Annotated in this window: 19 protein-coding genes and 1 riboswitch; of the genes, 8 read left to right on the forward strand and 11 right to left on the reverse strand. The window is 69.2% G+C overall.

Features of this window, described 5'->3' with window-relative positions; translation table 11 throughout:
* Window positions 1-112: 112 nt before the first annotated feature.
* Both metE and MOQ72_RS12000 read right to left on the reverse strand, forming a co-directional pair.
* Window positions 113-2,401: a 5-methyltetrahydropteroyltriglutamate--homocysteine S-methyltransferase gene (metE, locus tag MOQ72_RS11995; protein WP_242183074.1), complete on the reverse strand. Its 2,289-nt coding sequence runs from the start codon at window positions 2,399-2,401 to the stop codon at window positions 113-115.
* A 139-nt stretch (window positions 2,402-2,540) separates the two neighbouring features.
* Window positions 2,541-2,788, reverse strand: a riboswitch (cobalamin riboswitch).
* 424 nt (window positions 2,789-3,212) lie between these two features.
* The gene (locus MOQ72_RS12000; protein ID WP_242183077.1) at window positions 3,213-4,079 is read right to left on the reverse strand and encodes a dioxygenase family protein; all 867 of its coding nucleotides are present in this window, start codon (window positions 4,077-4,079) and stop codon (window positions 3,213-3,215) included.
* 115 nt (window positions 4,080-4,194) lie between these two features.
* Here MOQ72_RS12000 and MOQ72_RS12005 point away from each other — a divergent pair, with 115 nt between their 5' ends.
* From MOQ72_RS12005 to MOQ72_RS12020, 4 genes are all read left to right on the forward strand, one after another.
* Window positions 4,195-5,001: an IclR family transcriptional regulator domain-containing protein gene (locus MOQ72_RS12005; protein WP_242183079.1), complete on the forward strand. Its 807-nt coding sequence runs from the start codon at window positions 4,195-4,197 to the stop codon at window positions 4,999-5,001.
* Between the two features lie 83 nt (window positions 5,002-5,084).
* Window positions 5,085-6,248, forward strand: coding sequence for a CaiB/BaiF CoA transferase family protein (locus tag MOQ72_RS12010; RefSeq protein ID WP_242183081.1), 1,164 nt, complete (start codon window positions 5,085-5,087; stop codon window positions 6,246-6,248).
* Window positions 6,249-6,264: 16 nt separating this feature from the next.
* The gene (locus MOQ72_RS12015) at window positions 6,265-7,077 is read left to right on the forward strand and encodes a citryl-CoA lyase (RefSeq protein WP_242183083.1); all 813 of its coding nucleotides are present in this window, start codon (window positions 6,265-6,267) and stop codon (window positions 7,075-7,077) included.
* Window positions 7,070-8,539 (forward strand): amidohydrolase family protein, encoded by a 1,470-nt coding sequence (locus tag MOQ72_RS12020; protein ID WP_242183085.1) that lies wholly within the window; start codon window positions 7,070-7,072, stop codon window positions 8,537-8,539. Before MOQ72_RS12015 ends, MOQ72_RS12020 begins: the two co-directional genes overlap by 8 nt.
* Window positions 8,540-8,545: 6 nt before the next feature.
* Here MOQ72_RS12020 and MOQ72_RS12025 read toward each other — a convergent pair whose 3' ends face one another.
* The 7 genes from MOQ72_RS12025 to MOQ72_RS45155 form a co-directional block, all read right to left on the reverse strand.
* Window positions 8,546-9,400, reverse strand: a complete 855-nt coding sequence (locus tag MOQ72_RS12025; RefSeq protein WP_242183087.1) for an SMP-30/gluconolactonase/LRE family protein — start codon at window positions 9,398-9,400, stop codon at window positions 8,546-8,548.
* Window positions 9,401-9,421: 21 nt separating this feature from the next.
* Window positions 9,422-10,435: a zinc-dependent alcohol dehydrogenase gene (locus MOQ72_RS12030; RefSeq protein ID WP_242183089.1), complete on the reverse strand. Its 1,014-nt coding sequence runs from the start codon at window positions 10,433-10,435 to the stop codon at window positions 9,422-9,424.
* Window positions 10,432-10,722, reverse strand: a complete 291-nt coding sequence (locus MOQ72_RS12035; protein ID WP_242183091.1) for a hypothetical protein — start codon at window positions 10,720-10,722, stop codon at window positions 10,432-10,434. The genes MOQ72_RS12030 and MOQ72_RS12035 overlap by 4 nt, the downstream gene beginning before the upstream one ends.
* Window positions 10,723-10,758: 36 nt before the next feature.
* Window positions 10,759-12,426, reverse strand: a complete 1,668-nt coding sequence (locus MOQ72_RS12040; protein WP_242183093.1) for a sodium:solute symporter family protein — start codon at window positions 12,424-12,426, stop codon at window positions 10,759-10,761.
* A 260-nt stretch (window positions 12,427-12,686) separates the two neighbouring features.
* Window positions 12,687-13,466, reverse strand: coding sequence for a patatin-like phospholipase family protein (locus MOQ72_RS12045; RefSeq protein WP_242183096.1), 780 nt, complete (start codon window positions 13,464-13,466; stop codon window positions 12,687-12,689).
* Window positions 13,467-13,585: 119 nt separating this feature from the next.
* Window positions 13,586-14,188: a response regulator gene (locus MOQ72_RS12050; RefSeq protein WP_242183366.1), complete on the reverse strand. Its 603-nt coding sequence runs from the start codon at window positions 14,186-14,188 to the stop codon at window positions 13,586-13,588.
* A 28-nt stretch (window positions 14,189-14,216) separates the two neighbouring features.
* Window positions 14,217-15,524 carry a sensor histidine kinase gene (locus MOQ72_RS45155; protein WP_242183098.1) on the reverse strand — a complete coding sequence of 436 codons (1,308 nt, stop codon included), beginning with the start codon at window positions 15,522-15,524 and terminating at the stop codon, window positions 14,217-14,219.
* Between the two features lie 71 nt (window positions 15,525-15,595).
* On the opposite strand from MOQ72_RS45155, the gene MOQ72_RS12060 reads away from it, so the two are divergent.
* On the forward strand, window positions 15,596-16,093 hold the full coding sequence (locus MOQ72_RS12060; protein WP_242183100.1) for an RNA polymerase sigma factor: 498 nt from the start codon (window positions 15,596-15,598) through the stop codon (window positions 16,091-16,093).
* Entirely contained in the window at window positions 16,090-16,707 is a 618-nt protein-coding gene (locus tag MOQ72_RS12065) for a methylated-DNA--[protein]-cysteine S-methyltransferase (RefSeq protein WP_242183102.1), read from the forward strand. Before MOQ72_RS12060 ends, MOQ72_RS12065 begins: the two co-directional genes overlap by 4 nt.
* Window positions 16,708-16,765: 58 nt before the next feature.
* Here the strand turns inward: MOQ72_RS12065 and MOQ72_RS12070 are convergent, their stop codons facing one another.
* Window positions 16,766-17,461 (reverse strand): hypothetical protein, encoded by a 696-nt coding sequence (locus MOQ72_RS12070; protein ID WP_242183105.1) that lies wholly within the window; start codon window positions 17,459-17,461, stop codon window positions 16,766-16,768.
* 151 nt (window positions 17,462-17,612) lie between these two features.
* Here MOQ72_RS12070 and acs point away from each other — a divergent pair, with 151 nt between their 5' ends.
* A complete protein-coding gene (gene acs, locus MOQ72_RS12075) occupies window positions 17,613-19,727 on the forward strand; it encodes an acetate--CoA ligase (protein ID WP_242183107.1) in 2,115 nt (704 codons plus the stop codon).
* Between the two features lie 7 nt (window positions 19,728-19,734).
* Here the strand turns inward: acs and MOQ72_RS12080 are convergent, their stop codons facing one another.
* Window positions 19,735-20,232 (reverse strand): DUF4396 domain-containing protein, encoded by a 498-nt coding sequence (locus MOQ72_RS12080; RefSeq protein ID WP_372495347.1) that lies wholly within the window; start codon window positions 20,230-20,232, stop codon window positions 19,735-19,737.
* 71 nt (window positions 20,233-20,303) lie between these two features.
* On the opposite strand from MOQ72_RS12080, the gene MOQ72_RS12085 reads away from it, so the two are divergent.
* A complete protein-coding gene (locus MOQ72_RS12085) occupies window positions 20,304-21,317 on the forward strand; it encodes a LysR family transcriptional regulator (RefSeq protein WP_242183109.1) in 1,014 nt (337 codons plus the stop codon).
* Window positions 21,318-21,383 lie beyond the last annotated feature (66 nt).

The following is a 21,383-nucleotide window of genomic DNA, read 5'->3' on the forward strand; positions in this document are numbered from 1 at the left end:
CCCCCCCCCCCCCCCCCGCGGTCCCCCGCCCCCCCCCCCCCCCCCCCCCCCCCGGCGGGGGGGGGGGGGGCGCCGGCCCCCCCCCCCCCCCCCCCCCCCCCACGACCGGTGATCAGCACAGCGAGCGGCGCACCTCGGCCGTCGCTTCGACCATGTGCTCAAGCGCCTCCTCGACCTCGGCGTAGCCGCGGGTCTTCAGGCCGCAGTCCGGGTTTACCCACAACCGTTGCGCCGGAACGGCGTCCAGCGCGGCCCGCAGGAGACTGGCGACCTCGGCGACGTCCGGCACGCGCGGTGAGTGGATGTCGTAGACGCCAGGACCGACACCGCGTCCGAAGCCGACCGCGTTGAGGTCGCCGAGGACCTCCATGTGCGAACGGGCGGCTTCGATGCTGGTGACGTCCGCGTCCAGCGCCACGATCGCGTTGATCACGTCGCCGAACTCCGAATAGCACAGGTGGGTGTGGATCTGGGTGGACTCGGCAACGCCGCAGGTGGCCAGCCGGAAGGCAGCCACCGCCCACGCCAGGTACTGCTCGTGCCGCGCCGCGCGCAACGGCAGCAGCTCGCGCAGGGCCGGTTCGTCGACCTGGATGATCCGGATACCGGCGGCCTCCAGATCGCTCACCTCGTCCCGGATGGCCAGCGCGACCTGCGCGGCGGTGTCGGCCAGCGGCTGGTCGTCGCGGACGAACGACCACGCCAGGATCGTGACCGGCCCGGTGAGCATGCCCTTGACCGGTTTCTCCGTCAGCCGCTGGGCGCAGGTCGCCCACTCGGTGGTGATCGCCTTCGGCCGGGAGACGTCGCCGAACAGGATCGGCGGGCGCACGCAGCGCGACCCGTAGGACTGCACCCAGCCGTTGTCGGTGCTGGCGAAGCCGTCCAGGTGTTCGGCGAAGTACTGCACCATGTCGTTGCGTTCGGGTTCGCCGTGCACCAGGACGTCTAGGCCGAGCTCTTCCTGCAACCGGATGACCCGTTCGACCTCGTCCCGCATCCGCTGCTGGTACGAGGCCCGGTCGATGCGGCCGGAGCGCAGCGCGGCACGTGCCTTGCGAATGTCCGCGGTCTGCGGGAACGATCCGATCGTCGTAGTCGGCAACAGCGGCAGCGACAAGGACTTCTGCTGGGCCACGCACCTTTCGGCGTACTCGCTGCGTTGCGTGGACTCCGGTCGCAGCGCCTGCAACCGGGCCCGGACGCGGTGGTTGCGCACCCGGTCGGCGTTCGCGCGATCGGCAACCGCGACGCGAGCCGCGGCCAGTTCCTCGGCCACCGCGTCGCGGCCCTCGCGCAACGCTCGTCCGAGCACGACCACTTCGCGAACCTTCTGGTCGGCGAACGCCAACCACGACTTGACCTGCGGGTCGATGTTCGGTTCCGCCGCCACGTCGTACGGCACGTGCAGCAGCGAACAGGACGTGCTCACGGCCACCTCCCCAGCTGAACCCAACAGCGTGGCAGCCGTCGCGAGCGCCTTGTCCAGATCGGTGCGCCAGATGTTGCGGCCATCGACCAGCCCGGCCACCAGCGTCTTGTCCCGCAGCCCGCGAATCGAGGACAGCGCGTCCGCCGTCGCGCGTCCGGCGACCAGGTCGACACCGAGCGCCTCGACCGGGCAGGACGCCAGCAACTCCAACGCCTCGCCGAGATCACCGAAGTAACCGGCGACCAGCAGATTCGGACGCTCGGCCAGGTCACCAAGCCTGCGGTAGGCGTCGCGCAGCGCGGCCAGCTCCACCGGCGAGCGGTCGGCGGCGAACGCGGGCTCGTCGAGTTGCACCCATTCGACGCCCTCGCGGCGCAGTTCCACCAGCAGCTGCGCGTAGGCGTCGAGTAGTTCGGGGAGTTTGTCCAACGGCCGGAACGACTCCGCGGCCCCGGTCGCCGACTTCGACAGCAGCAGGAACGTCAAGGGGCCGACCAGCACCGGGCGCGTGGTCACGCCTTCCTCGGCGGCCTCCCGGTACTGCTCCACCGGAGTTCGGTCGGCCAGCGAAAACCGGGTGCCAGGATCTATTTCGGGCACCAGGTAGTGGTAGTTGGTGTCGAACCACTTCGTCATCTCCAGCGGCGGCGTGGCTGCCACTCCACGCGCCATGGCGAAGTAGGTGTCCAACGGGCTCAACCCCAGGCTGGTGTAGCGCGGCGGGACCGCGCCGAAAGTGACCGCAGTGTCCAGCACCTGGTCGTAGAACGAGAAAGTGTTGCTGGGCACCGAATCCAGCCCCGCGTCTCGCAGCGAGTGCCACGTGTCGGCGCGCAGCCTGCGGGCGATCTCGCGCAGTTCTGCCTCGCTGCTGCGTGACGCCCAGTAGCTCTCCAACGCGCGTTTGAGTTCCCGGTTGAGGCCGATCCGGGGGTAGCCGAGTACGGTCGATCCGATCTTGCTGGTCAACGCCCTCTCCTCGCGAGCTCGACGACGGGTGCTCCGAGGTGCGGCGAAGGGACGGGCGAACCAAGCCAGCGCCGCGCGGCGGCTACCAGCCGATCATCCGCCAGGTCTTCCCGCGAGACCTCGGATCCGCGCGCACCACCGGGTACGCGCACCGGCGGCAGGTCTTCGGACTCGCGGGCACCTCCCGGTCTGTGCCGGGCGTTCCTACTGGCCGTCGCTTCCCAGGCACGCGTGCCCAGTGCTGATCCCGGTCGCCTGCGACCGGGGACGGCGGTCGTTCCCACTCACCGCTGCGGGGCAGTCCCGGATTCGCACCGGGTTCCCTCTTGCCTCGTCCACCCGCAGCCACCGGCCGGGGGCGGACGAACCACCAGCACCTCGGAGATTACCGACTGGCGAGCCGTTGGCAAGGGCCCGCGGCACGCGCACCGCGTCGGCGATCGGATCGGCTGCCGCGCTGAAGTCGCCGTCCACCACGCCACGGCTGTGGAGGTATCGTCGATTTCCCGGCACAGGCCCTCGAACCGCTCCGCCAGCTGCGGGGCGCGGGCGCGGAGCTCGGTCAGGTCCTCATGTTGGTCCAACGCCTCGGACAGCAGCATCGCACGCCCCTGTTCGGCCAGCACCGCCGCGCGCTCCAGATCCCCCGCGCCGATGGCGCAAGCGGTGGCGTCCAAGGCCAAACCGGCCAGTTCCGCCAGCCAGTACTCCCTCGTGCGCCGTTCGAGATCCCGCGACGCGACCTGGGGCAGCAATCCCACCCCAGTTGCCAACGACGGACCGCTGTGCCGGTAGCAAGGCCCGACCAGGCTCAGCCGCTGGTCGGTTCCAGGACGAAGTCGTAGGTGGCGTGCAGGTAGGGCTGGTCGATCGAGTTGCCGTCCGGTGTCTCGCCCGCTGGCCGCTCGGCGAATTCGACCACCAGCGCGTCCTTGGTGCCGAAGACCACGTCGCTGTCGAGGTACTGGGCACCGTTCTGGAACAGGTGGGTGATCAGCTTCCGGTGGCCGGGCTCGTCGATGAGGAAGTGGATGTGGGCCGGGCGGAAGTGGCTGATGTCCGTCTTGCCGATCAGGTCGCCGACCGGGCCGTCCATCGGAATCGAGTAGCCCAGCGGCGCGATGGTACGGACGCAGAACGTGCCGTCCTCGCGCGTCTGGTACTTGGCGCGCAGCCGGGCTTCGTCGACCTCCGCGATCTGCGATTCGTAGTAGCCCTCGGAATCAGCCTGCCACACGTCGAGAACCACCGACGGCATGGGTTTTCCGTCGGTGTCGGTGACCTTTCCGGTGATGAACAGCGGTGTGCCGGGCAGGCCGTCGGACATGTCGTGGCCGAACGGCACCGGCGGTGAGCCGTCGATGTGGAACGGGCCGAGCACGGTGGCCGGGGTCGCGGCCGGTGAGAAGCGGTTGTTCAGCTGCACGACGAGCATGCTCAGCCCGAGGACGTCGGAGGCGAGGATGAATTCCTGCCGCTTGTCGTCGCTGGCCTGCCCGGTGGCGGTGAGCCATTCGATGGCCGCCAGCCACTCGTCCTCGGTGAGCTCGACTTCGCGGGCGAACTCGTGGATGTGCCGCACCAGAGCGGTCATCAACTCCGCCATCCGCGGTGCGTGCGCGGTGCCCCACCGCTGGAGGGCGATCTCCGTAATGTTGTCGTCGTTGACGAACGCCATGGCGAACTTCCTCCTTGCGGACATGCGTCCGTGTCACGGACATCGTGGCGGAAGGGATCCGCTCGTGGCAAGGACGTCGCTGCCGCGCCGATCCCGGACCGGATAGCCTGCGGTCATGCGTCGTGACGGCAACCCCGAGTTCATCGAGGCCCTGGCCAGGGGACTCGACGTCCTCCGCTGCTTCCGGCCTGGACCTGCGGCGATGTCGCTGTCCGAAGTCGCCACGGCCGCGGACCTGGCCCGGCCCACCGCACGCCGGATCCTAATCACCCTCGAACAGCTCGGGTACGTGCGGCTCACCGACGGCGGCTTCACCCTCACCCCGCGAGTGCTCGAACTCGGCATGGCCTACATCGGTACCAGCAATCTGTGGGAACTGGCCAGACCACATCTCCGGGAGCTCGTGCAGACCACGCACGAGTCGTGTTCGATCGCCCAGCTCGACGGGTCGGACATCGTGTACGTGGCGCGGGTGGCCGTGCCGAAGCTGGTGACCCTCGCGGTGACGATCGGCACCCGCTTCCCCGCGCCGCCGACCTCGCTCGGCAAGGTGCTGCTCGCCGACCTGCCGAGCACCGAACTGGACCAGGTGCTCGACGAACCCAGCCGGTCCGGGATCACCCCGAGATGGCAGCCCGATCGCGACGAGATCGACGCGGCGCTGCGCGACGTGCGCGCCAAGGGTTGGGCCGCCACCGACGAGCAGCTCGCGCCCGGCATCCGCTCGATCGCGGCCCCGATCCGCGACGGTGACGGTCGAGTCGTCGCGGCGGTGAACGTCAACGCGCACGCCGCGGAGACCACAATGGACACCCTGGTCCACCACCACTTGCCGTTGCTGCTGCGGGCCGCGAGCGCCATCGCGGCCGACTGGGATGTCTGGCGCTCCCGTCCGATCGAGGTCATCACCAGCGCTCGTTGAGAAGCGTTGACATGCGGGCGGTGTTCCGCGCACGATAACGGACGTTCGTCCGCTGTACGGACGTCGCTCGCTTGGGAGGTGCAGTGACAGGCACCGACGGCTCGGCGGGACCGCTCGCCGGATTGTTGATCGCAGACTTCTCCCGCATCCTCGCCGGGCCATACGCCACCATGCTGCTGGCCGATCTGGGCGCCGAGGTGATCAAGGTCGAGTCCCCGGCGGGCGACGACACCCGCACCTGGATCCCCCCGGAACGGGACGGGGTGGCGACCTACTACCTCGCGATCAACCGCAACAAGCGGTCGATCAGCCTCGACCTGGCGGATCCGGACGATCGCGCGGCGGCCCGCGAACTCGCCAGGCGCGCCGACGTCCTCATCGAGAACTTCAAACCCGGTGGACTGCGCCGGTTCGAACTGGACTACGCCTCGGTCAGCGCGACCAACCCAGGGGTGATCTACGCTTCGATCAGCGGGTTCGGCACGGCCGGTGGCGCCGCGCTGCCCGGCTACGACCTGCTGGTGCAAGCCGCGTCCGGGCTGATGAGCCTGACCGGTGACGCGGACGGCCCGCCGTACCGCGCCGGGATCTCGGTGTTCGACCTGATGACCGGGATGCACGCCGCGATCGGCATCCTCTCGGCGCTGCACCACCGCGAGCGAACCGGCGACGGCCAGCACGTCGAGGTCAACCTGCTCTCCTCGGCACTGTCCACTCTGGTCAACCATGCCACCGCCCACGTCGCCGGGGGCGTGGTGCCGCACCGCATGGGCAACGCGCACCCCAGCCTGTTCCCGTACGAGCCGCTGCCGACGGCGGACAAGGACCTCATCATCATCGCGGGCAACGACGGCCAGTTCCGCATCCTGTGCCGCGAACTCGGTTTGGACCAACTCACCACTGACGAGCGCTTCCTGCACAACGAGGACCGCACCCGAAACCGCGAAGAACTCCGGCCACTGCTCGTGGACAAGCTCAGGCAGCGCTCCGCTGAAGATTGGTTCCGGAGGTTGTCCGCGGCGGGCGTGCCGTGCGGTCCGATCAACCACGTCGACGACGGCGTGGCGCTGGCCGACGAACTCGGCCTCGATCCCGTCGTGCGCCTGGGCGCCGGGGCCGACGCGGTGCCCCTGATCCGCAACCCGATCTCGCTGTCGGCGACCCCGACCCGCCACGTCCTGCCACCACCGGGGCTGAACCAGCACGGCGACGAGATACGCGCCTGGCTCGCCGAACCCGCCGACTGATCCGAGGAGCGACCGCGTGTCCGACGAATCCCAGGGCTACCCCACCTCGATCGGTACTTCCGACGCCACCACGATCAAGCTCCTCGGCCACGACCTCGCCGGGGAGTTGCTGGGCGAGGTCGGTTTCGGCGAACTCGCCTTCTGGCTGACCACGCTGCGCCGCCCGACGCGATCGGAAGTCCGCGTGTTCGAAACCGTGCTAGTCGCGTTGGCCGACCACGGCTTCACCCCGACCGCGATCGCAGCGCGCCTGACCCTGCTGTCCGCACCCGAATCAGTGCAGGGCGCAATGGCCGCCGGTCTGCTCGGCGGTGGGTCCCGGTTCCTCGGCGTCACCGAGGACACCGGCCGCTTCCTCGCCGAAACGCTCGCCGAGGGCACCGAAACTCCCACTACCGAACGGGAATGGGACGCGCTGGCCCGCAGTGCGATCGAACGCCGCCGCGCGCAGCGGAAACTCGTCCCCGGTCTCGGTCATCCCGTCCACAAGGGACAGGATCCGCGAACCCCTGTCATAATCCGCATCGCACGCGAAGAAGGGCAGTACGGCCCGCACCTGGCGCTCTTCGAGGCGATCGGGCGAGTGGCGCCCGACGTGCTCGGCCGGGCGCTACCGCTCAACGGGGCCGGTGTCTGCGGCGCGGCGCTCGCCGACCTCGGCCTGCCGATCGAACTCCTGCGGGGCTACGCCCTGCTCGCACGGGCGGCCGGGTTGCTCGGCCACCTCGCCGAGGAACTGCGGCATCCCATCGGAAACGACGTCTACCTCTCCGTCGACCGCAACGCGCACTACGCCGACCCGAGCAGCGAGGTGCAACACGATGCCTGATCCGCAGGTAGCTGACTTCACACCAGATCGGCCCGTGCTGCTGCGCGGTGCGACCGTGCTGTCCATGGACCCGGCGATCGGCGTGCTCGACCGCGGCGACGTGCTGGTCCGGGGCGACCGGATCGAACAGGTGGGGCGGGACCTCGCCGTCCCGGACAACGCGGTCAAGGTGGACGCGACCGGTGGCATCCTCATGCCCGGCATGGTGGACACGCATCGCCACATGTGGCAGACCGCGCTGCGCGGCCTCGGCGCGGACTGGACGCTGTCGCAGTACTTCTCCTTCTACTACCTCAACTGGGGCCAGCTCTTCCGCCCAGCCGACATCTACGCGGGAAACGTGCTCTCCGGCATCGAGGCGCTCGACGCCGGTGTGACGACCACGGTGGACTGGTCGCACGGGCTGCAGACCGTCGAGCACGGCGAGGCGGCGGTCGAGGCGCTGCGCGCGCTGCCCGGTCGATTCGTCCTGGCATACGGCAACATCCTCGGCGCGCCCTGGGAATGGGCCAACGACAGCCGATTCCGGGACTTCGTGAGCCGTTACTTCAGCGCGCCGGACGAAATGCTCAGCCTGCAATTGGCGTTCGACGTCACCGGCGACGCGGAATTCCCGGAGCGGGGCGCGTTCGAGGCCGCCAGGGAGCTCGACCTCCCGGTGACCACCCACGCGGGCGTGTGGGGTGCGACGACCGATGATGGCATCCGGCTGATGTGGGAACACGGCTTCATGACGCCGAAGGTCACCTACGTGCACGCCACCACGCTGGCCGAGGACTCCTACCAGCGGATCGCGGCTTCCGGTGGCACCGCCTCGGTTTCGACGGAGAGCGAGCAGAGCGCGGGCCAGGGCTACCCGCCCACCTGGCGGCTGCGCAAGCACGGCATCCCGGTGTCGCTGTCGATGGACACCAGCGTGTGGTGGAGCGCCGACCTGTTCTCCGCCATGCGGGCGACGCTGTCCGCGGACCGGTCGCGCGAGCACCTGGAAGCCCACGCGCGCGGCGAAACGGTGGTGCACAACAAGCTCCGCGCCGCGGACGTCGTGGACTGGGCGACGATGGGTGGTGCCCGTGCGATCGGCCTCGACCACCTCATCGGCTCGTTGACGCCGGGCAAGAAAGCCGATCTCGTGCTGCTCAAGAACGACCGGTCACCAGCGATGTTCCCGATCCTGCATCCCCACGGGCACGTCGTCTACCAGGCCGGTCGCGGCGACGTGCACACCGTGCTGGTCAACGGCCAACTGGTCAAGTACCAGCACCAACTGGTCGGGATCGACCTCGAACGGGCCCGCACCGACGTCGCCGCCACGGTGGAGCACATCCACGCCGGGATGGGCGAGGAGGCGTGGCGGCAATGCATGGCACCGGAGATCCCGGAGACGGAGCTGATCCCGAATCCCTACACCTACGCGGAATACCGGGGCGACGGTGTCGCGGTGCAGCAGACCGACTCCTGAGCCCGGTCAGCCGGAATAGGGCAGCACGGCCTGGCCGCGGCCCGCCTCCGGCACCCGGAACACCGCGCCCGCCAACGGGTGGTCGGCCAAGTCGGTACCCACCTGGGAGGTCGTGATGTACAGGTCGGTCAGGCCGGGGCCGCCGAACGTGCAGGCGGTCACCTTCGGCGCGGGCACTTCGACGCGGTCGACGAGTTCACCGTCCGGCGAGTAGCGGTGCACGGCTCCCCCGCCCCACAGCGCGACCCAGATGTGCCCCTCCGCATCCACGGTGAGCCCGTCCGGCGCACCGGCTTCCGGTGCCACCTGCGCGACGTGGCGGCGGCTGCGCAGCTCGCCGTCGACGTAGTCGAACGCGTCGACGCACTGCGTGGGGGTGTCCACGTAGTACGCGGTCGATCCGTCCGGGCTCCACGCGAGGCCGTTGGAGATCGTGACTTGGTCGACGACGACGGAGACTGAGCCGTCGGCGTCCAATCTGTACAACGAACCCCTGCCGGGTTCGCTCTGGTAGGACATCGATCCGCAGTAGAAGCGGCCGTCGGGATCACAACCGCCTTCGTTCATCCGCACCGTCGGATCGCTCCAAACCTCGCCGAACGGCCGCACCTCGGTCAGGTCGTCGTCGGCCAAGGCGAACCCCCGCTCCAACGCGAGCACCGCGCCACCGCCGATTCGCGGTCGCAGCGCGGCCGCCACCGATCCGACGTGGGCGCGAAGCACCTCGCCGGTCGCCTGGTCCAGCGTCAGGACGTCCCCGGCCAGCATGTCCACCCAGCGCAACCCCGGCCAGTCCCGGTGCCACACCGGACCTTCCCCGTGGTGCGCGCACGGGTCGGTGAGCTGCTCTGCTTCGGTCATGGGGCGTCTCCTCTGATGCTGTCAGGGGTGCAGGAGGACCTTCACGATCTTGGCACGTTGTTCGGCTCCGACGCGCAGTGCCTCCGCCGCGTCGTCGAGCCCGAACTCGCGGCTGATGATCCGGGCCGGGTCGAGCGCGCCGCTGGCGAACGCCCGCACCGCGTGGACCCAGGCTCGGGAGGGCGCGCCGAACACCGTGTGCAGCGTGATCTGGTTGAGCGTGAGGTGTCCCGCCGACAAGCCTTGTCCGTCGTAGGCCGGAATCCCGGTCAGCACGACGCGCCCGCCTCGGCGGACCAGCCGGGTGGCGACGTCCGCGGTGCCGGACGCACCCGCGGCTTCCAGCACCGCATCGAAACGCCCGGAGTGCTGCGCTGCCTCGTCAGGGCCCAACGATGTGGTAGCCCCGCAGGTCGCGGCCAGTTCCGCGCGCGCTGGCTCGGCGTCGATGACGACCAGTTCCGCCGGTGCCGCCGCGGCCAGCAACTGCGTGGCGAGCAACCCGAGGCTGCCTCCCCCGACGACCGCAACCCGCTCACCAGGCACGGTTGCCAGCTTCAGGCATGCCTCCGCCACGCAGGCAGCCGGTTCGAGCGCTGCCGCGGCCCGCAGATCGGCGTGCGGGGGCAGCACGTGCAGCAGACGTGCCGGGATGGTCAGGTAATCGGCCCAGGCGCCGGGCTGGGTGAACCCCGTCTCGTCGTACCCCGCGCTGCACAGGTTGTTGTCGCCGCGACCGCAGGCCGCGCAGACCTGGCAGTTGCGAAACCCCTCGCCGACCACGGGTTGGCCGACCAACTCGGCGCGGACGCCCACACCGACCTCGACCACGGTGCCAGACCACTCGTGGCCGGGTACGACGGGGTAGCGAACGAGCTCCGGTGGGCGTCCGCCGGTGAACAGTTCGCGGTCCGATCCGCAGATCCCGGTCCACGCCACCCGGACCAGGGCCTCCCCCGGCCCTGGCGGCACCGGCTCGGCGGACCCCACCCGCAGGCTGCCCGGTTGATCGATGGTGACTGCGCGCGGGTTCATTCGGCGTTGTCGTGCTTGAGCGGACGCCGCCAGACCCAGAGGACGAACAGCGCGCCGACGACCACCATGGCCAGTCCCGTCCACAGGTTGATGTTGATCCCCTGCGACTTCGCCAACCCGTCCTCGGTCGGGAACAGACCGGCACCACCGATCAGCAGGCCGTAGAGCAGGAACAGCCCGCCGATCACCGTCCGGACGTCGAAGAGCGTGCGCGCTGTTCCGGACTGCTCCTCCAACTCCGCGACAGCCGCCGCGTGCCTGGTGCGCTCAACCGCGTCTTCCCGCATTCGGTTCCTCCTCGCGCGTTGCGGAATCATCCTGGCTCAGACCGAGAACGGCAGGTAGCAAAGTGCGGCCAAGACTATGGCGCTCCACCCGAGCACGGCCGGACGCCGGTACCAAACCGAGTCGCCCGGTGCCCGCGCACCCGCCGAGCGGGCAGCCGCCCTGGTGTAGACGAGCCCTTCCAACTCGGCGTCCGTTTTGGGCGATGTCGCCAGCGCGATCGGCACGCTGACCGCGACGTCCACGCAGAAGGCGATCATCGAGGAAATCATGTTCGCGCCCTGGTCGGTGCTGATCGGCACCATCCCGTTCTTGTACGCCGCGTAGAAGCTGATCGGTGCGAGGGTACCGATCAGCAGTCCCCAGAACCCGGCCTTCGCGGTCATCCGCTTCCAGAACAACGCCAGGATGAACGTCGCGAACAGCGGAACGTTGAAGAACGAGAACAGGGTCTGCATGTAGTTCATGATGTTGCTGAACGACGCCGCGATGAACGCGGTGCCCATCCCGATCAGCACGCCGACGGCGGTGATGACCCGCCCCACCCGCAGGTAGTGCGCATCGGGCATGCCCGGCTTCAGGTACGCCTGCCAGATGTCGGTGGTGAACACCGTGTTGAAGCTGGACACGTTGGCCGCCATGCCCGCCATGAACGACGCCATCAGGCCCGTCACCGCGAGCCCCAGGACGCCGTTGGGCAGCAGATCGCGCATCAGCAGCGGGATCGCGTCGTTGTACTCGTAGCCGCTGCCCGGTTGTCCGATGCCGGGCTCCACCAGCAGCGCGATGATTCCCGGCAGCACCACGATCAGCGGGATGAAGATCTTCGGGAAGGCCGCGATCAGCGGAGTCCGGCGGGCCGCCGAGAGGTTCTTCGCCGACAGCGAGCGCTGCACCTCCGCGAAGTTCGTCGTCCAGTAGCCGAACGACACGGCGAACCCGAGGCCGAGCGTGATGGTCAACCAGTTCGCGCCGAGCGGGTTCTCCTGCCCGATCCCGGTGCCGCCCCACGCGGTGAGGAAGTCCGCGCCCGGCCCTGCCACGACCTTGTCGATGAGCCCGTCGATGCCCCCGACGCGCGCCAGTCCCAGCACCGTCAGCGGGATCAGCGCGGCAACGATCACGAAGAACTGCAGGACCTCGTTGTAGATCGCGGAGGACAGCCCGCCGATGACGATGTAGGCGAGCACGAAAACGCCCGCGACCAGGATCGAGACCGGCAGCGGCCACCCGAGCAACGCGCGCAGCACGATGGCCAGCGCGTACAGGTTGACCCCCGCGATCAACACCGAGGCGACCGCGAAGATCACCGCGCTGAGCAGGTGCGAGGACTTGCTGAACCGCAGCAGCAGGAACTCCGGCACGCTGCGGACCTTGGAGTTGTAGTAGAACGGCATCATCACCAGGCCCAGGAAGACCATCGCGGGAATCGCGCCGATCCAGTACCAGTGCACCGTGTAGGCGCCGTACTGCGCGCCGTTCGCCGCCATGCCGAGGATTTCGGTCGCCCCGAGGTTCGCCGACACGAACGCCAGCCCGGTCACCCACGCGGGCAAGGACCGTCCGGACAGGAAGAAGTCCAGGCTGTTGCTGACGCTGCGCTTGGCAGCCAGCGCGATTCCCAGCACCACTACGAAGTAGACGACCAGGATCAGGTTGTCCATCCAGTTCATCGACAGGCGCAGGTCGTCGGCGAGTACACGCATGGTTGAGAATTCCTCGTCTTCATCGGCGAAGTCGGGCGGCCGGTCACCGGTCAGTCCGTTTCGTCCGACTGGTCGGACATTGTTCGAAAGGCCCCGCACACCGCGTCCGCCCCGGAGATGTTAGCGATAACACGGCAAGCGTCAACCCCCGCGAAATCTCCCGGCCACACAAACCTTTCGAAAGCCGCAAAACGACAAGTCAGGTTCGAGTCGATGCGGCTCGATCCCGCCAGCCCGCCCGTGCGACTACATCATTTCTGTTAACGATCACACCGTGCGACGACCACATCAACACGGCGGCCCCGCTGGGCGAGATCGCGCAGCTGCCAACTCGTCGTGCGATAGCCGCGCTCGATGAGCCTGCTCGTCCGGGAGAACGTCCAACCCGTGCCTGGGCTGGCGGCACCGCCGAGCACGAGAACCCGGCGGTCGTCGACCGGGGCTGACGACCGGTACCCGACGGGGCGAGGCCAGCGGGTCGTCGGCAGTGCGATCACGGTCGCGGCGCCGAGCTCGAATGCCTCGGCGATGGGGAGGTCGTGCCGGATTCCCCCATCGATCAGCCGGACACCGTCGATCTCAACGGCGGGGAGCAAGAACGGGATCGCGCAACTCGCGAGCAGCGCGGGAAGCAGCGGTCCGCCGCTGAGGACGTGTTGTCGACGAGTTCCGCCGTCGGTCGCGAGCACGAACAGCGGCACGGCGAGTTGTTCGAAGGTGCACCGGGGCGAGAGGACCGATTCGGCGAGTCGGCCCAGTCCCGCATTGCTGAACACGGCCCCTCGATCGCGCATCGATCCGCCGTCCAAGCAGAAGAGATCCCGTGCACCAGCGCGCCGCCACAGGGCGTCCAGATGTGCGACCGCCGAAGCGGGTTCGGCGGCCCGCACCGCGGCGTTGAGCGCGCCGACGGAACAGCCGACGATGAAATCGGGGTGCACACCGTGCTCGGCGAGCGCCCGCAACTGTCCTACTTGGACAGCTCCGTGACTGCCTCCTGCTCCGAGGACGAACGCCACCGGACGGGGCCACCCGGTCATCGTGCCTCCTCGTACGGCGTCGGTTCGCACCCGACGATGCCGTTTCGGGAAGCCGCTGCGCGTCTATCCGCGGTCAGCGATCGATGTGACCGGAGGTGGAGACGATCCGGTTCGCGGTGTTACCTGCCGGGGCGGATGAGCCGGTGCTCGTAGGCGAAGACGACCGCTTGGATCCGGTCCCGCAGTCCCAGTTTCATCAGGATCCGCCACACGTGGGTCTTGACGGTGCCCTCGGACAGGTGCAGTTCACCTGCGATTTCGGCGTTGGACCTGCCTTTGCCGACCAGCAGCAGGATCTCGCGCTCCCGCTCGGTCAGCGCCGCGAGCGGATCCGGCTCGGTCGACGGCACCGGCAGGTCGGCGGCCATGTGGTCGAGCAGCCGCCGGGTCGTCGACGGCGCGATCACGGCGTCGCCGCGATGGACCGTGCGGATCGCGGCGAGCAGTTCCTCGGGGTCGGCGTCCTTGACCAGGAATCCGCTGGCGCCCGCGCGCAACGCGGCGAAGGCGTGCTCGTCCAGGTCGTAGGTCGTCAGCATGATGACCTTCGGCGCGCCGTCGCGGGACAGCAGCCGCCGGGTCGTCTCGACGCCGTCCAGCCTGGGCATGCGCACGTCCATGAGCACCACGTCCGCCGAGGTCGTCGCCAGGCGGTCCAGTGCCTCGCGACCGTCACCGGCCACGCCGATCACAGTCATGTCCTCCTGCGAATCCACCACCATCACGAAACCAGCGCGCACCAAGACCTGATCATCGACCAGGAACACCCGAATGCTCACCCGCCACCTCCCCCACCCGGCGCGGCAACCACGCCTCCACCAGGAATCCGCCATCGCTGCCCGGACCAGCGGTGGCCCGCCCACCGACCACCGACAGCCGTTCCCGCATCCCGACCAGCCCGTGTCCGGGATCGCCGGTGCCCCCACCCGCGCCATCATCGCGCACCGCGATCACCAGGCAGTCCGGGGACCACGCGAAACTCACCTGGGCGCGGGCACTCGGCCCGGCATGCTTCAACGTGTTCGTCAACGCCTCCTGGACCGCTCGGAACGCGGCGAATTCGGCGCCCGGACTCAGGCCGATTTCGCCGTCACCAGGCGGATCGCGCTCCTCGAACACGACGGGGACGCCCGCCGCGCGGATCCGGTCGAGCAGTTCTGGCAGATCGGCCAACTGCGGATGTGGGAACTGCTCGTCGTCCCGCGTCCCGGTGCGCAGCACTCGCAGCAGTCCGCGGATGTCGGCCAGCGCTTGGCGTCCGGTCCGTGCGATGGTCGTCAACGACTCCACCGCGCGGGCCTGGTCGGCCTTGGCCACGTACCTGCCGCCGTCGGCCTGGCTGATCACCACGGACAACGCGTGTGCGACGACGTCGTGCATCTCGCGGGCGATCCGGGCTCGCTCGTCGGCAACCGCGCGCCGAGCACGCTCCTCCCGTTCGGCCTCCGCACGCATCGCCCGTTCTTCCAGCGCAGCAACATAGGCGACGCGCACCCGGCGGAACATGCCGAGGCTCCACGCCGCGACCACGAACGGGACCAACCGCACCGCCGCGTGTCCGAACCACCCCGCCGGTCCAACGGGAAGACCGGCGAGCGGGAACCCGCAAACCGAGACCACCACGGCCCCGGCCACGCCGGTGACCAGGCCAACGGCCGGAGCGGACCGCGCTCCGTAGCCGCTGAGCGAATACAGCGCCACCAGGAACAGCGACGTGGACGGCAGGAACCACCAGATGCTCGCCAACATCTGGACACCCGTCGCGACGCCGACAACCGCGAACGACGGGACGGGCCGAACCCTCCGCCACACCAACGCACCGTGCCCGGCGACGACCGACACCACGACCAGCTCCCGCCACGGCGGACGCGTGGCCGGTGCCCCACCTACCACCGGCTCGCCGGTGCTGTCGAACAGCAACAGCACCGTCCACGCACCGAGCGTCGCGGCCAGCAGGACCGCGAACCCGGAATCGACCAACAGCGGGTGTGCGCGCGTCATCCGGCCGATGCGCTCCAGCCAGACCGGCACCCCGGTATCCCGCCCGAACCTGCCCACGGCGCCGAGCATCCCGCATGCTGTTGCGCATCCGCACCTCACGTTCCGCTGGTTCGGGGCGTTTACCGGGGGTGAAGGTGAGACCGTTCGAGCAGATCGTTGACGAGTACGGGTCGATGGTGCTGCGGGTTTGCCGGGCCGTGCTCGGACCTGCCGACGCCGACGACGCGTGGTCCGAGACGTTCCTGGCCGCCCTGCGCGCGTATCCGGAACTGGCCGAGGACGCGAACGTCGAGGCGTGGCTGGTCACGATCGCCCACCGCAAGGCGATCGACGTCGTCCGGGCGGCGGCGCGTCGACCGGTGGTGGTCGAGCGGCTGCCCGAGCGGACCAGCACCACGGGCCGACCGGAGGACTGGGACGGTGACCTGTGGGCCGCGCTCAGCGAGCTGCCGACCAAGCAGCGCACCGCGGTGGCCTACCACTACCTGGCCGGTCTGCCCTACGCCGAGATCGCCGCGATCACCGGCGGCAGCACCGACGCCGCCCGGCGGGCCGCCGCGGACGGCATCAGAACCCTGCGCACGACTTATCAACGCGCCACGAGCACCGAAGGGCGAGTGCGATGATGACGATCCACGAATCCGACGACCAGCACCTGTTCGACGCCCTCCCGGCGATCGACGACGACGCCAGCACGCGGCTGCGCGCCCGGCTGGTGCAGGCCGCCCAGCGGGACGGGCTGCTCGACGTCGCCTACCGCACGATCGACACCCCCGTCGGCGAGCTGCTGCTGGCCACCACCGAACGAGGGTTGGTGCGGGTCGCCTACGCCCGCCAGGGACACGACCAGGTCCTGGAGTCGCTGGCGGAGGCGATCAGCCCGCGCATACTGCGCGCACCGCAGCGGCTGGACGAGGTCGCTCGCGAGATCGATGAGTACTTCGCCGGGCAGCGGCGCACTTTCGACCTCCCGCTGGACTGGCGCCTGTCGCGCGGCTTCCGGCGCAACGTGCTCTCGCACCTGTCGGAAATCGCCTACGGCAGCACCGCGAGCTACGCCGCGGTCGCCTCGGCCGCGGGCAGCCCGAAGGCGGTGCGCGCGGTGGGCACGGCGTGCGCCACCAACCCGCTGCCGGTCGTGGTGCCGTGCCACCGCGTCGTGCGCTCGGACGGCACGTCCGGCGGGTACGTCGGTGGCCCGGAAGCCAAGACCACCCTGCTGACCTTGGAGGCTGCCTGAGCAGCACCGCTAGCCGCGCGCCGTGAAATGTCCACTATGGACAGCACGGCGGCGCGGTTCAGTGCGCGAACGCTGTTCCGGCGGCCGGGGCCCGGTCGACTTCTGGTCGGTACATCATCAACGCCGAGGTCACGCCGATCCACACCGCGAACACCACACCGGTCACCAGCGCCGCGATCATCACGAACCCGGTCGGCATGTAGAAGGCCGTGACACCGGCGACCAGCCCGATCAGGCCCACGGCGAAACCGAACCACCCCAGCCACGGCGCCATCAGCTCGCGCCGCACCATCGCCGCCCCGGCGGTAGCCGCGAACAGCGCGATCAGCAGCCCGATCGCGCCAAGCGACAACCGGTGCAGTTCGGCCAGCACGAAGACCATCGACTGGCTGGCGCTCTCCACGTTCTGGCTCAGCGAGACCAGTGTGGTGACCGGGAGCGCGCTCAGCATCGTCAACGTCGCCAAGCTGACGCCCGCGCCGAAGACGACCGGGGAGAACGCTTCCGCACCACCTTCCGCTCGCTGCAACAGGTGGCGGAGGTGCCCCACGAACCACAGGAACACCACGCCCGCAACGGTCGCCAACAACGCGGACAGCAGGACCGTCGCCCGGTTCGCGGCGACGTAGAAGAAGGTCAGGACCGGCTCGTCGCTGGACGGCGGCAGCGGGTTGAGGAACAGGCTCACCAGCAACAACACCGCCGCGGCGAGCCCGCTGATCGCACCTGCTCGCTCCCATGCGCGTTCATTCATCACAGCCCCCTCGGCAAGAGAAAAGCGGACGCCCAGACCCACGGGTACCCAGCAGGAGCGCCCGCCACCTCGTCGGCGGATACGATGGGGTGTCCGCAGAGCTCTACGAATTCGGCGCGTGCGCTGGCCTGCTCGGGCAGGAGGTGGAGCAATGACCACGGCACACGAGTCACCGGCCTCCGAAGCGCAGATCTCCGTGCACTGGCGCGAGGAGGACTACTACCAGCCACCGGCGAAGTTCATCGGCCAGGCCAACGCGACCGACCCGGGCATCTTCCGCCGCTTCGACGAAGGCCACTTCCCGGACTGCTTCAAGGAATACGCCGACCTGTTGAGCTGGGACGCCTACTGGCACACCACACTGGACACCTCGAACCCGCCGTTCTGGCGGTGGTTCGTCGGCGGGCGGCTCAACGCCTGCTACAACTGCGTCGACCGCCACCTCGCCGCCGACCGCGACAAGGCGGCCCTGATCTGGGTTCCGGAGCCGGAAGCCGAGCCGACCAGGACGATCACGTACCAGGAGCTCTACCGGCAGGTCAACGAGTTCGCCGCGCTGCTGCGCGAGGACTGCGGACTGCGGACCGGCGACCGGGTCACCTTCCACCTGCCGATGGTGCCCGAACTGCCGGTCGCGATGCTGGCCTGCGCGCGGCTGGGCGTGATCCACTCCGAGGTCTTCGGCGGGTTCAGCGGCACCGCCTGCGGCGAGCGGATCGCCGACTCCGGCAGCCGCATCCTGGTCACCACGGACGGTTACTACCGCAACGGGCAACTCGTCGACCACAAGGCCAAGGCCGACGAGGCGGTGCGCACCGCGAACGGGCTCGGCCAACCGGTCGACAAGGTGCTGGTGTGGCGGCGCCACGCGGGCCAGTACGCCTCGCGGGCCGCGATGGTCGACGGTCGGGACTTCTTCGTCGACGAACTGCTCGCCGAGCACCACCGGGCGGTGGTCGAACCGGTCTCGATGCCCGCCGAGGCTCCGCTGTTCCTGATGTACACCAGCGGCACGACGGCGCGGCCGAAGGGCTGCCAGCACTCCACCGGGGGGTACCTCGCCTACGTCGCCGGGACCTCGAAGTACTACCAGGACATCCACCCCGACGACACCTACTGGTGCTGTGCCGACATCGGCTGGATCACCGGCCACTCCTACATCGTGTACGGCCCGCTGGCGCTGGGCACCACGAGCGTGGTCTACGAGGGCGCGCCGACCTACCCGGACGCCGGTCGGGTTTGGCGGATCGCTGAACGGCTCGGGGTGAACATCTTCCACACCGCGCCGACCACCATCCGCATGCTGCGCAAGCTCGGCCCGCACGAGCCGGACAACTACGACTACCACCTCAAGCACATGACCACCGTCGGCGAGCCGATCGAACCGGAGGTGTGGCGTTGGTACCACGATGTGGCTGGCAAGGGCGAAGCCGTCGTGGTCGACACCTGGTGGCAGACCGAGAACGGCGGTTTCCTGGGCAGCACCCTGCCCGCCCTGCAGGCGATGAAGCCGGGCAGCTGCGGCCCCGGCGTGCTGGGCGTGTACCCGGTGATCTACGACGAGGACGGCAACACCGTCGAGGCGGGCAGCGGCAAGGCGGGCAACATCTGCATCCGCAACCCGTGGCCCGGCATCTTCCAGACCATCTGGGGCCAACCCGACCGGTTCGAGCAGATCTACTACGCGAAGTACTGCCGGAACCCGAAGAGCACCGACTGGCGGGACTGGCCGTACTTCGCCGGGGACGGGGCGGTGCAGGCCGCGGACGGCTACTTCCGAATCCTCGGCCGGGTCGACGACGTGATCAACGTCGCCGGGCACCGGCTGGGCACCAAGGAACTCGAATCCGCCTCGCTTACCGTCGACCAGGTCGCCGAGGCCGCCGCGGTCCCGGTGATCGACGAGATCCGCGGCCGGGCCGTCGAGATGTACGTCTCGCTGAAACCGGGCATGGCGCCCACCGCGGACGTCGAGCACGCGGTGACGGCTGCGATCGAGCGGGAGATCGGCAAGATCGCCCGGCCGAAGAACGTCTGGATCGTCGAGGACATGCCCAAGACCCGATCCGGGAAGATCATGCGCCGAGTCATCGCCGGGATCTCGAACTTCGCCGACGTCGGTGACGTGTCCACATTGGCCAATCCGGAGATCGTCGAGGAGATCCGCCACCACATACAGGGCGAGAAACTCGCGCACGGCGAAGTGCCCCGACAACTCACCCGCGAGGAAGCGGACGAGATCAGGGCCTTCGGCCGCGACGCGTGAACTCGCCTCAGTGGTGGTACTGGTGCACGACGGCGTGCCCCTTGCCGCGTCGGATCAACGCCCGGTTGACCGGAACGGTCACCACGAACGCGATCGCCAGTGCCACGACGAGGGAACCCCAGAACAGCGGACTGGTCGGCCCGGCCGTCATGGCGCCGGGGATCAACACCATGATGGCGTTGTCGACGATCTCCATCACGGCGATCGACACGGTGTCCGCGGCAAGCGCCACGCCGAGCGCGGCCCCGATGCCGACACCGGCTCGCAGCACCGGCGCGATGGTCAGGCTGTATCCGAAGAAGAACGCCAGCACGACGGACAAGACGATCGTGGCGCCGTTGGACCACCCGAGCGCCGTGCCGATGACCATGCCGAGGACTTCGCCGATGGCGCACCCGGTCAAGCAGTGCAGCGTGGCCGCGATCGCGGTGCGGGTCAGCGCACGCCCGCCAACGGCGTGGTGTCCAGCGTGCTGCTCGTGCGAGTGCGTTCCGTGGTCGACCACCGCAGTACTCCCCTCCTCCGCGCCGCTCACCTGGCAGCGCCAGTGCCATTTATACCCTAGGGGGGTATGGCATGCAAACCACAGGTCCTGAGCCGGGCCGGGTGTCGCTGGACGGGAGGGCGGTCGGTGCGCAAGGCTGTGGCGTGCTGTTGCGCCAGTTGGAGTACCTCGTCGCGTTGGCCCGGGAGCGCCACTTCGCCCGCGCGGCCGACGCTTGTCACGTTTCGCAGCCTTCGTTGTCCGCAGCCATCCGCAAGCTGGAGCGGGAGCTCGGGGTACCGATCGTGCTGCGGGCGCACCGGTTCGCCGGGCTCACCCCGGAGGGCGAACGCGTCCTGCAGTGGGCGCACCGCATCCTCGCCGAGTGCGACGCGCTGCGCCACGACCTGTCGACGATGCGCGAGAGCCTGTCCGGCGTGCTGCGCGTCGGCGCGATCCCCACCGCGCTCACCGCTGCCCCGCTGTTGACCACGCCGTTCTGCGAACGGCATCCGCACACTCGGATCTCACTGGAATCCTTGTCCTCGCGGGAGATCACGCACCGGCTCGCGGAGTTCGAACTGGACATCGCGATGACCTATGTGGACGATCCGGAACTCGGGAACGTTCGGACGACGCCGCTCTACGAAGAGCGCTACCTGCTGCTGACCCCCAACGACGGTGAATTCGCCGACCGTCCGATGGTGCGTTGGGCCGAGGTCGCGTCGCTGCCGCTGTGCCTGCTGACGGCGCGGATGCGAAATCGGCGCATCCTCGACGAGATCTTCGCCGACGCCGGGGTCACCCCGGTGCCCGCCATCGAGACCGACACGGTGGCGGCGCTCTACGCGCACGTCGGGACGCACCGGTGGTCGAGCGTGATCTCGCACGCTTGGCTGCACATGTTCGGCACCCCGGAGGGAATGCGGATCGTGCCGCTGGAGCGCCCCACGCGCTCGCCGCAGATCGGCCTCGTGGTGGCCGACCGCGACCCGGAGCCGATTTTGGCGCGGGCCTTGCTGAACCTGACTCGCGACTTGGACGTGCGCAGCACGCTCGACCGCGTGCTGCACGGTCATTTGGCCTCGTCACAGCACGCTGGATAGAATTGGGCTATTCCCGCATAGGAAGTTTCATTTTGACCGCGCCCGCTGGGCACGGGAAAGGTCGAA

Source organism: Saccharopolyspora soli (assembly GCF_022678645.1).
In the GTDB taxonomy this organism is placed as follows: Bacteria; Actinomycetota; Actinomycetes; order Mycobacteriales; family Pseudonocardiaceae; genus Saccharopolyspora; species Saccharopolyspora soli.

Coding starts and splice junctions, on each gene's coding strand:
- MOQ72_RS12000 (WP_242183077.1), bottom strand. CDS start 4,079: ATGGCGTTCGTCAACGACGACAACATTACGGAGATCGCCCTCCAGCGG.
- MOQ72_RS12005 (WP_242183079.1), top strand. CDS start 4,195: ATGCGTCGTGACGGCAACCCCGAGTTCATCGAGGCCCTGGCCAGGGGA.
- MOQ72_RS12020 (WP_242183085.1), top strand. CDS start 7,070: ATGCCTGATCCGCAGGTAGCTGACTTCACACCAGATCGGCCCGTGCTG.
- MOQ72_RS12025 (WP_242183087.1), bottom strand. CDS start 9,400: ATGACCGAAGCAGAGCAGCTCACCGACCCGTGCGCGCACCACGGGGAA.
- MOQ72_RS12030 (WP_242183089.1), bottom strand. CDS start 10,435: ATGAACCCGCGCGCAGTCACCATCGATCAACCGGGCAGCCTGCGGGTG.
- MOQ72_RS12035 (WP_242183091.1), bottom strand. CDS start 10,722: ATGCGGGAAGACGCGGTTGAGCGCACCAGGCACGCGGCGGCTGTCGCG.
- MOQ72_RS12040 (WP_242183093.1), bottom strand. CDS start 12,426: ATGCGTGTACTCGCCGACGACCTGCGCCTGTCGATGAACTGGATGGAC.
- MOQ72_RS12045 (WP_242183096.1), bottom strand. CDS start 13,466: ATGACCGGGTGGCCCCGTCCGGTGGCGTTCGTCCTCGGAGCAGGAGGC.
- MOQ72_RS12050 (WP_242183366.1), bottom strand. CDS start 14,188: ATGGTGGTGGATTCGCAGGAGGACATGACTGTGATCGGCGTGGCCGGT.
- MOQ72_RS12065 (WP_242183102.1), top strand. CDS start 16,090: ATGATGACGATCCACGAATCCGACGACCAGCACCTGTTCGACGCCCTC.
- MOQ72_RS12070 (WP_242183105.1), bottom strand. CDS start 17,461: ATGAATGAACGCGCATGGGAGCGAGCAGGTGCGATCAGCGGGCTCGCC.
- acs (WP_242183107.1), top strand. CDS start 17,613: ATGACCACGGCACACGAGTCACCGGCCTCCGAAGCGCAGATCTCCGTG.
- MOQ72_RS12085 (WP_242183109.1), top strand. CDS start 20,304: ATGCAAACCACAGGTCCTGAGCCGGGCCGGGTGTCGCTGGACGGGAGG.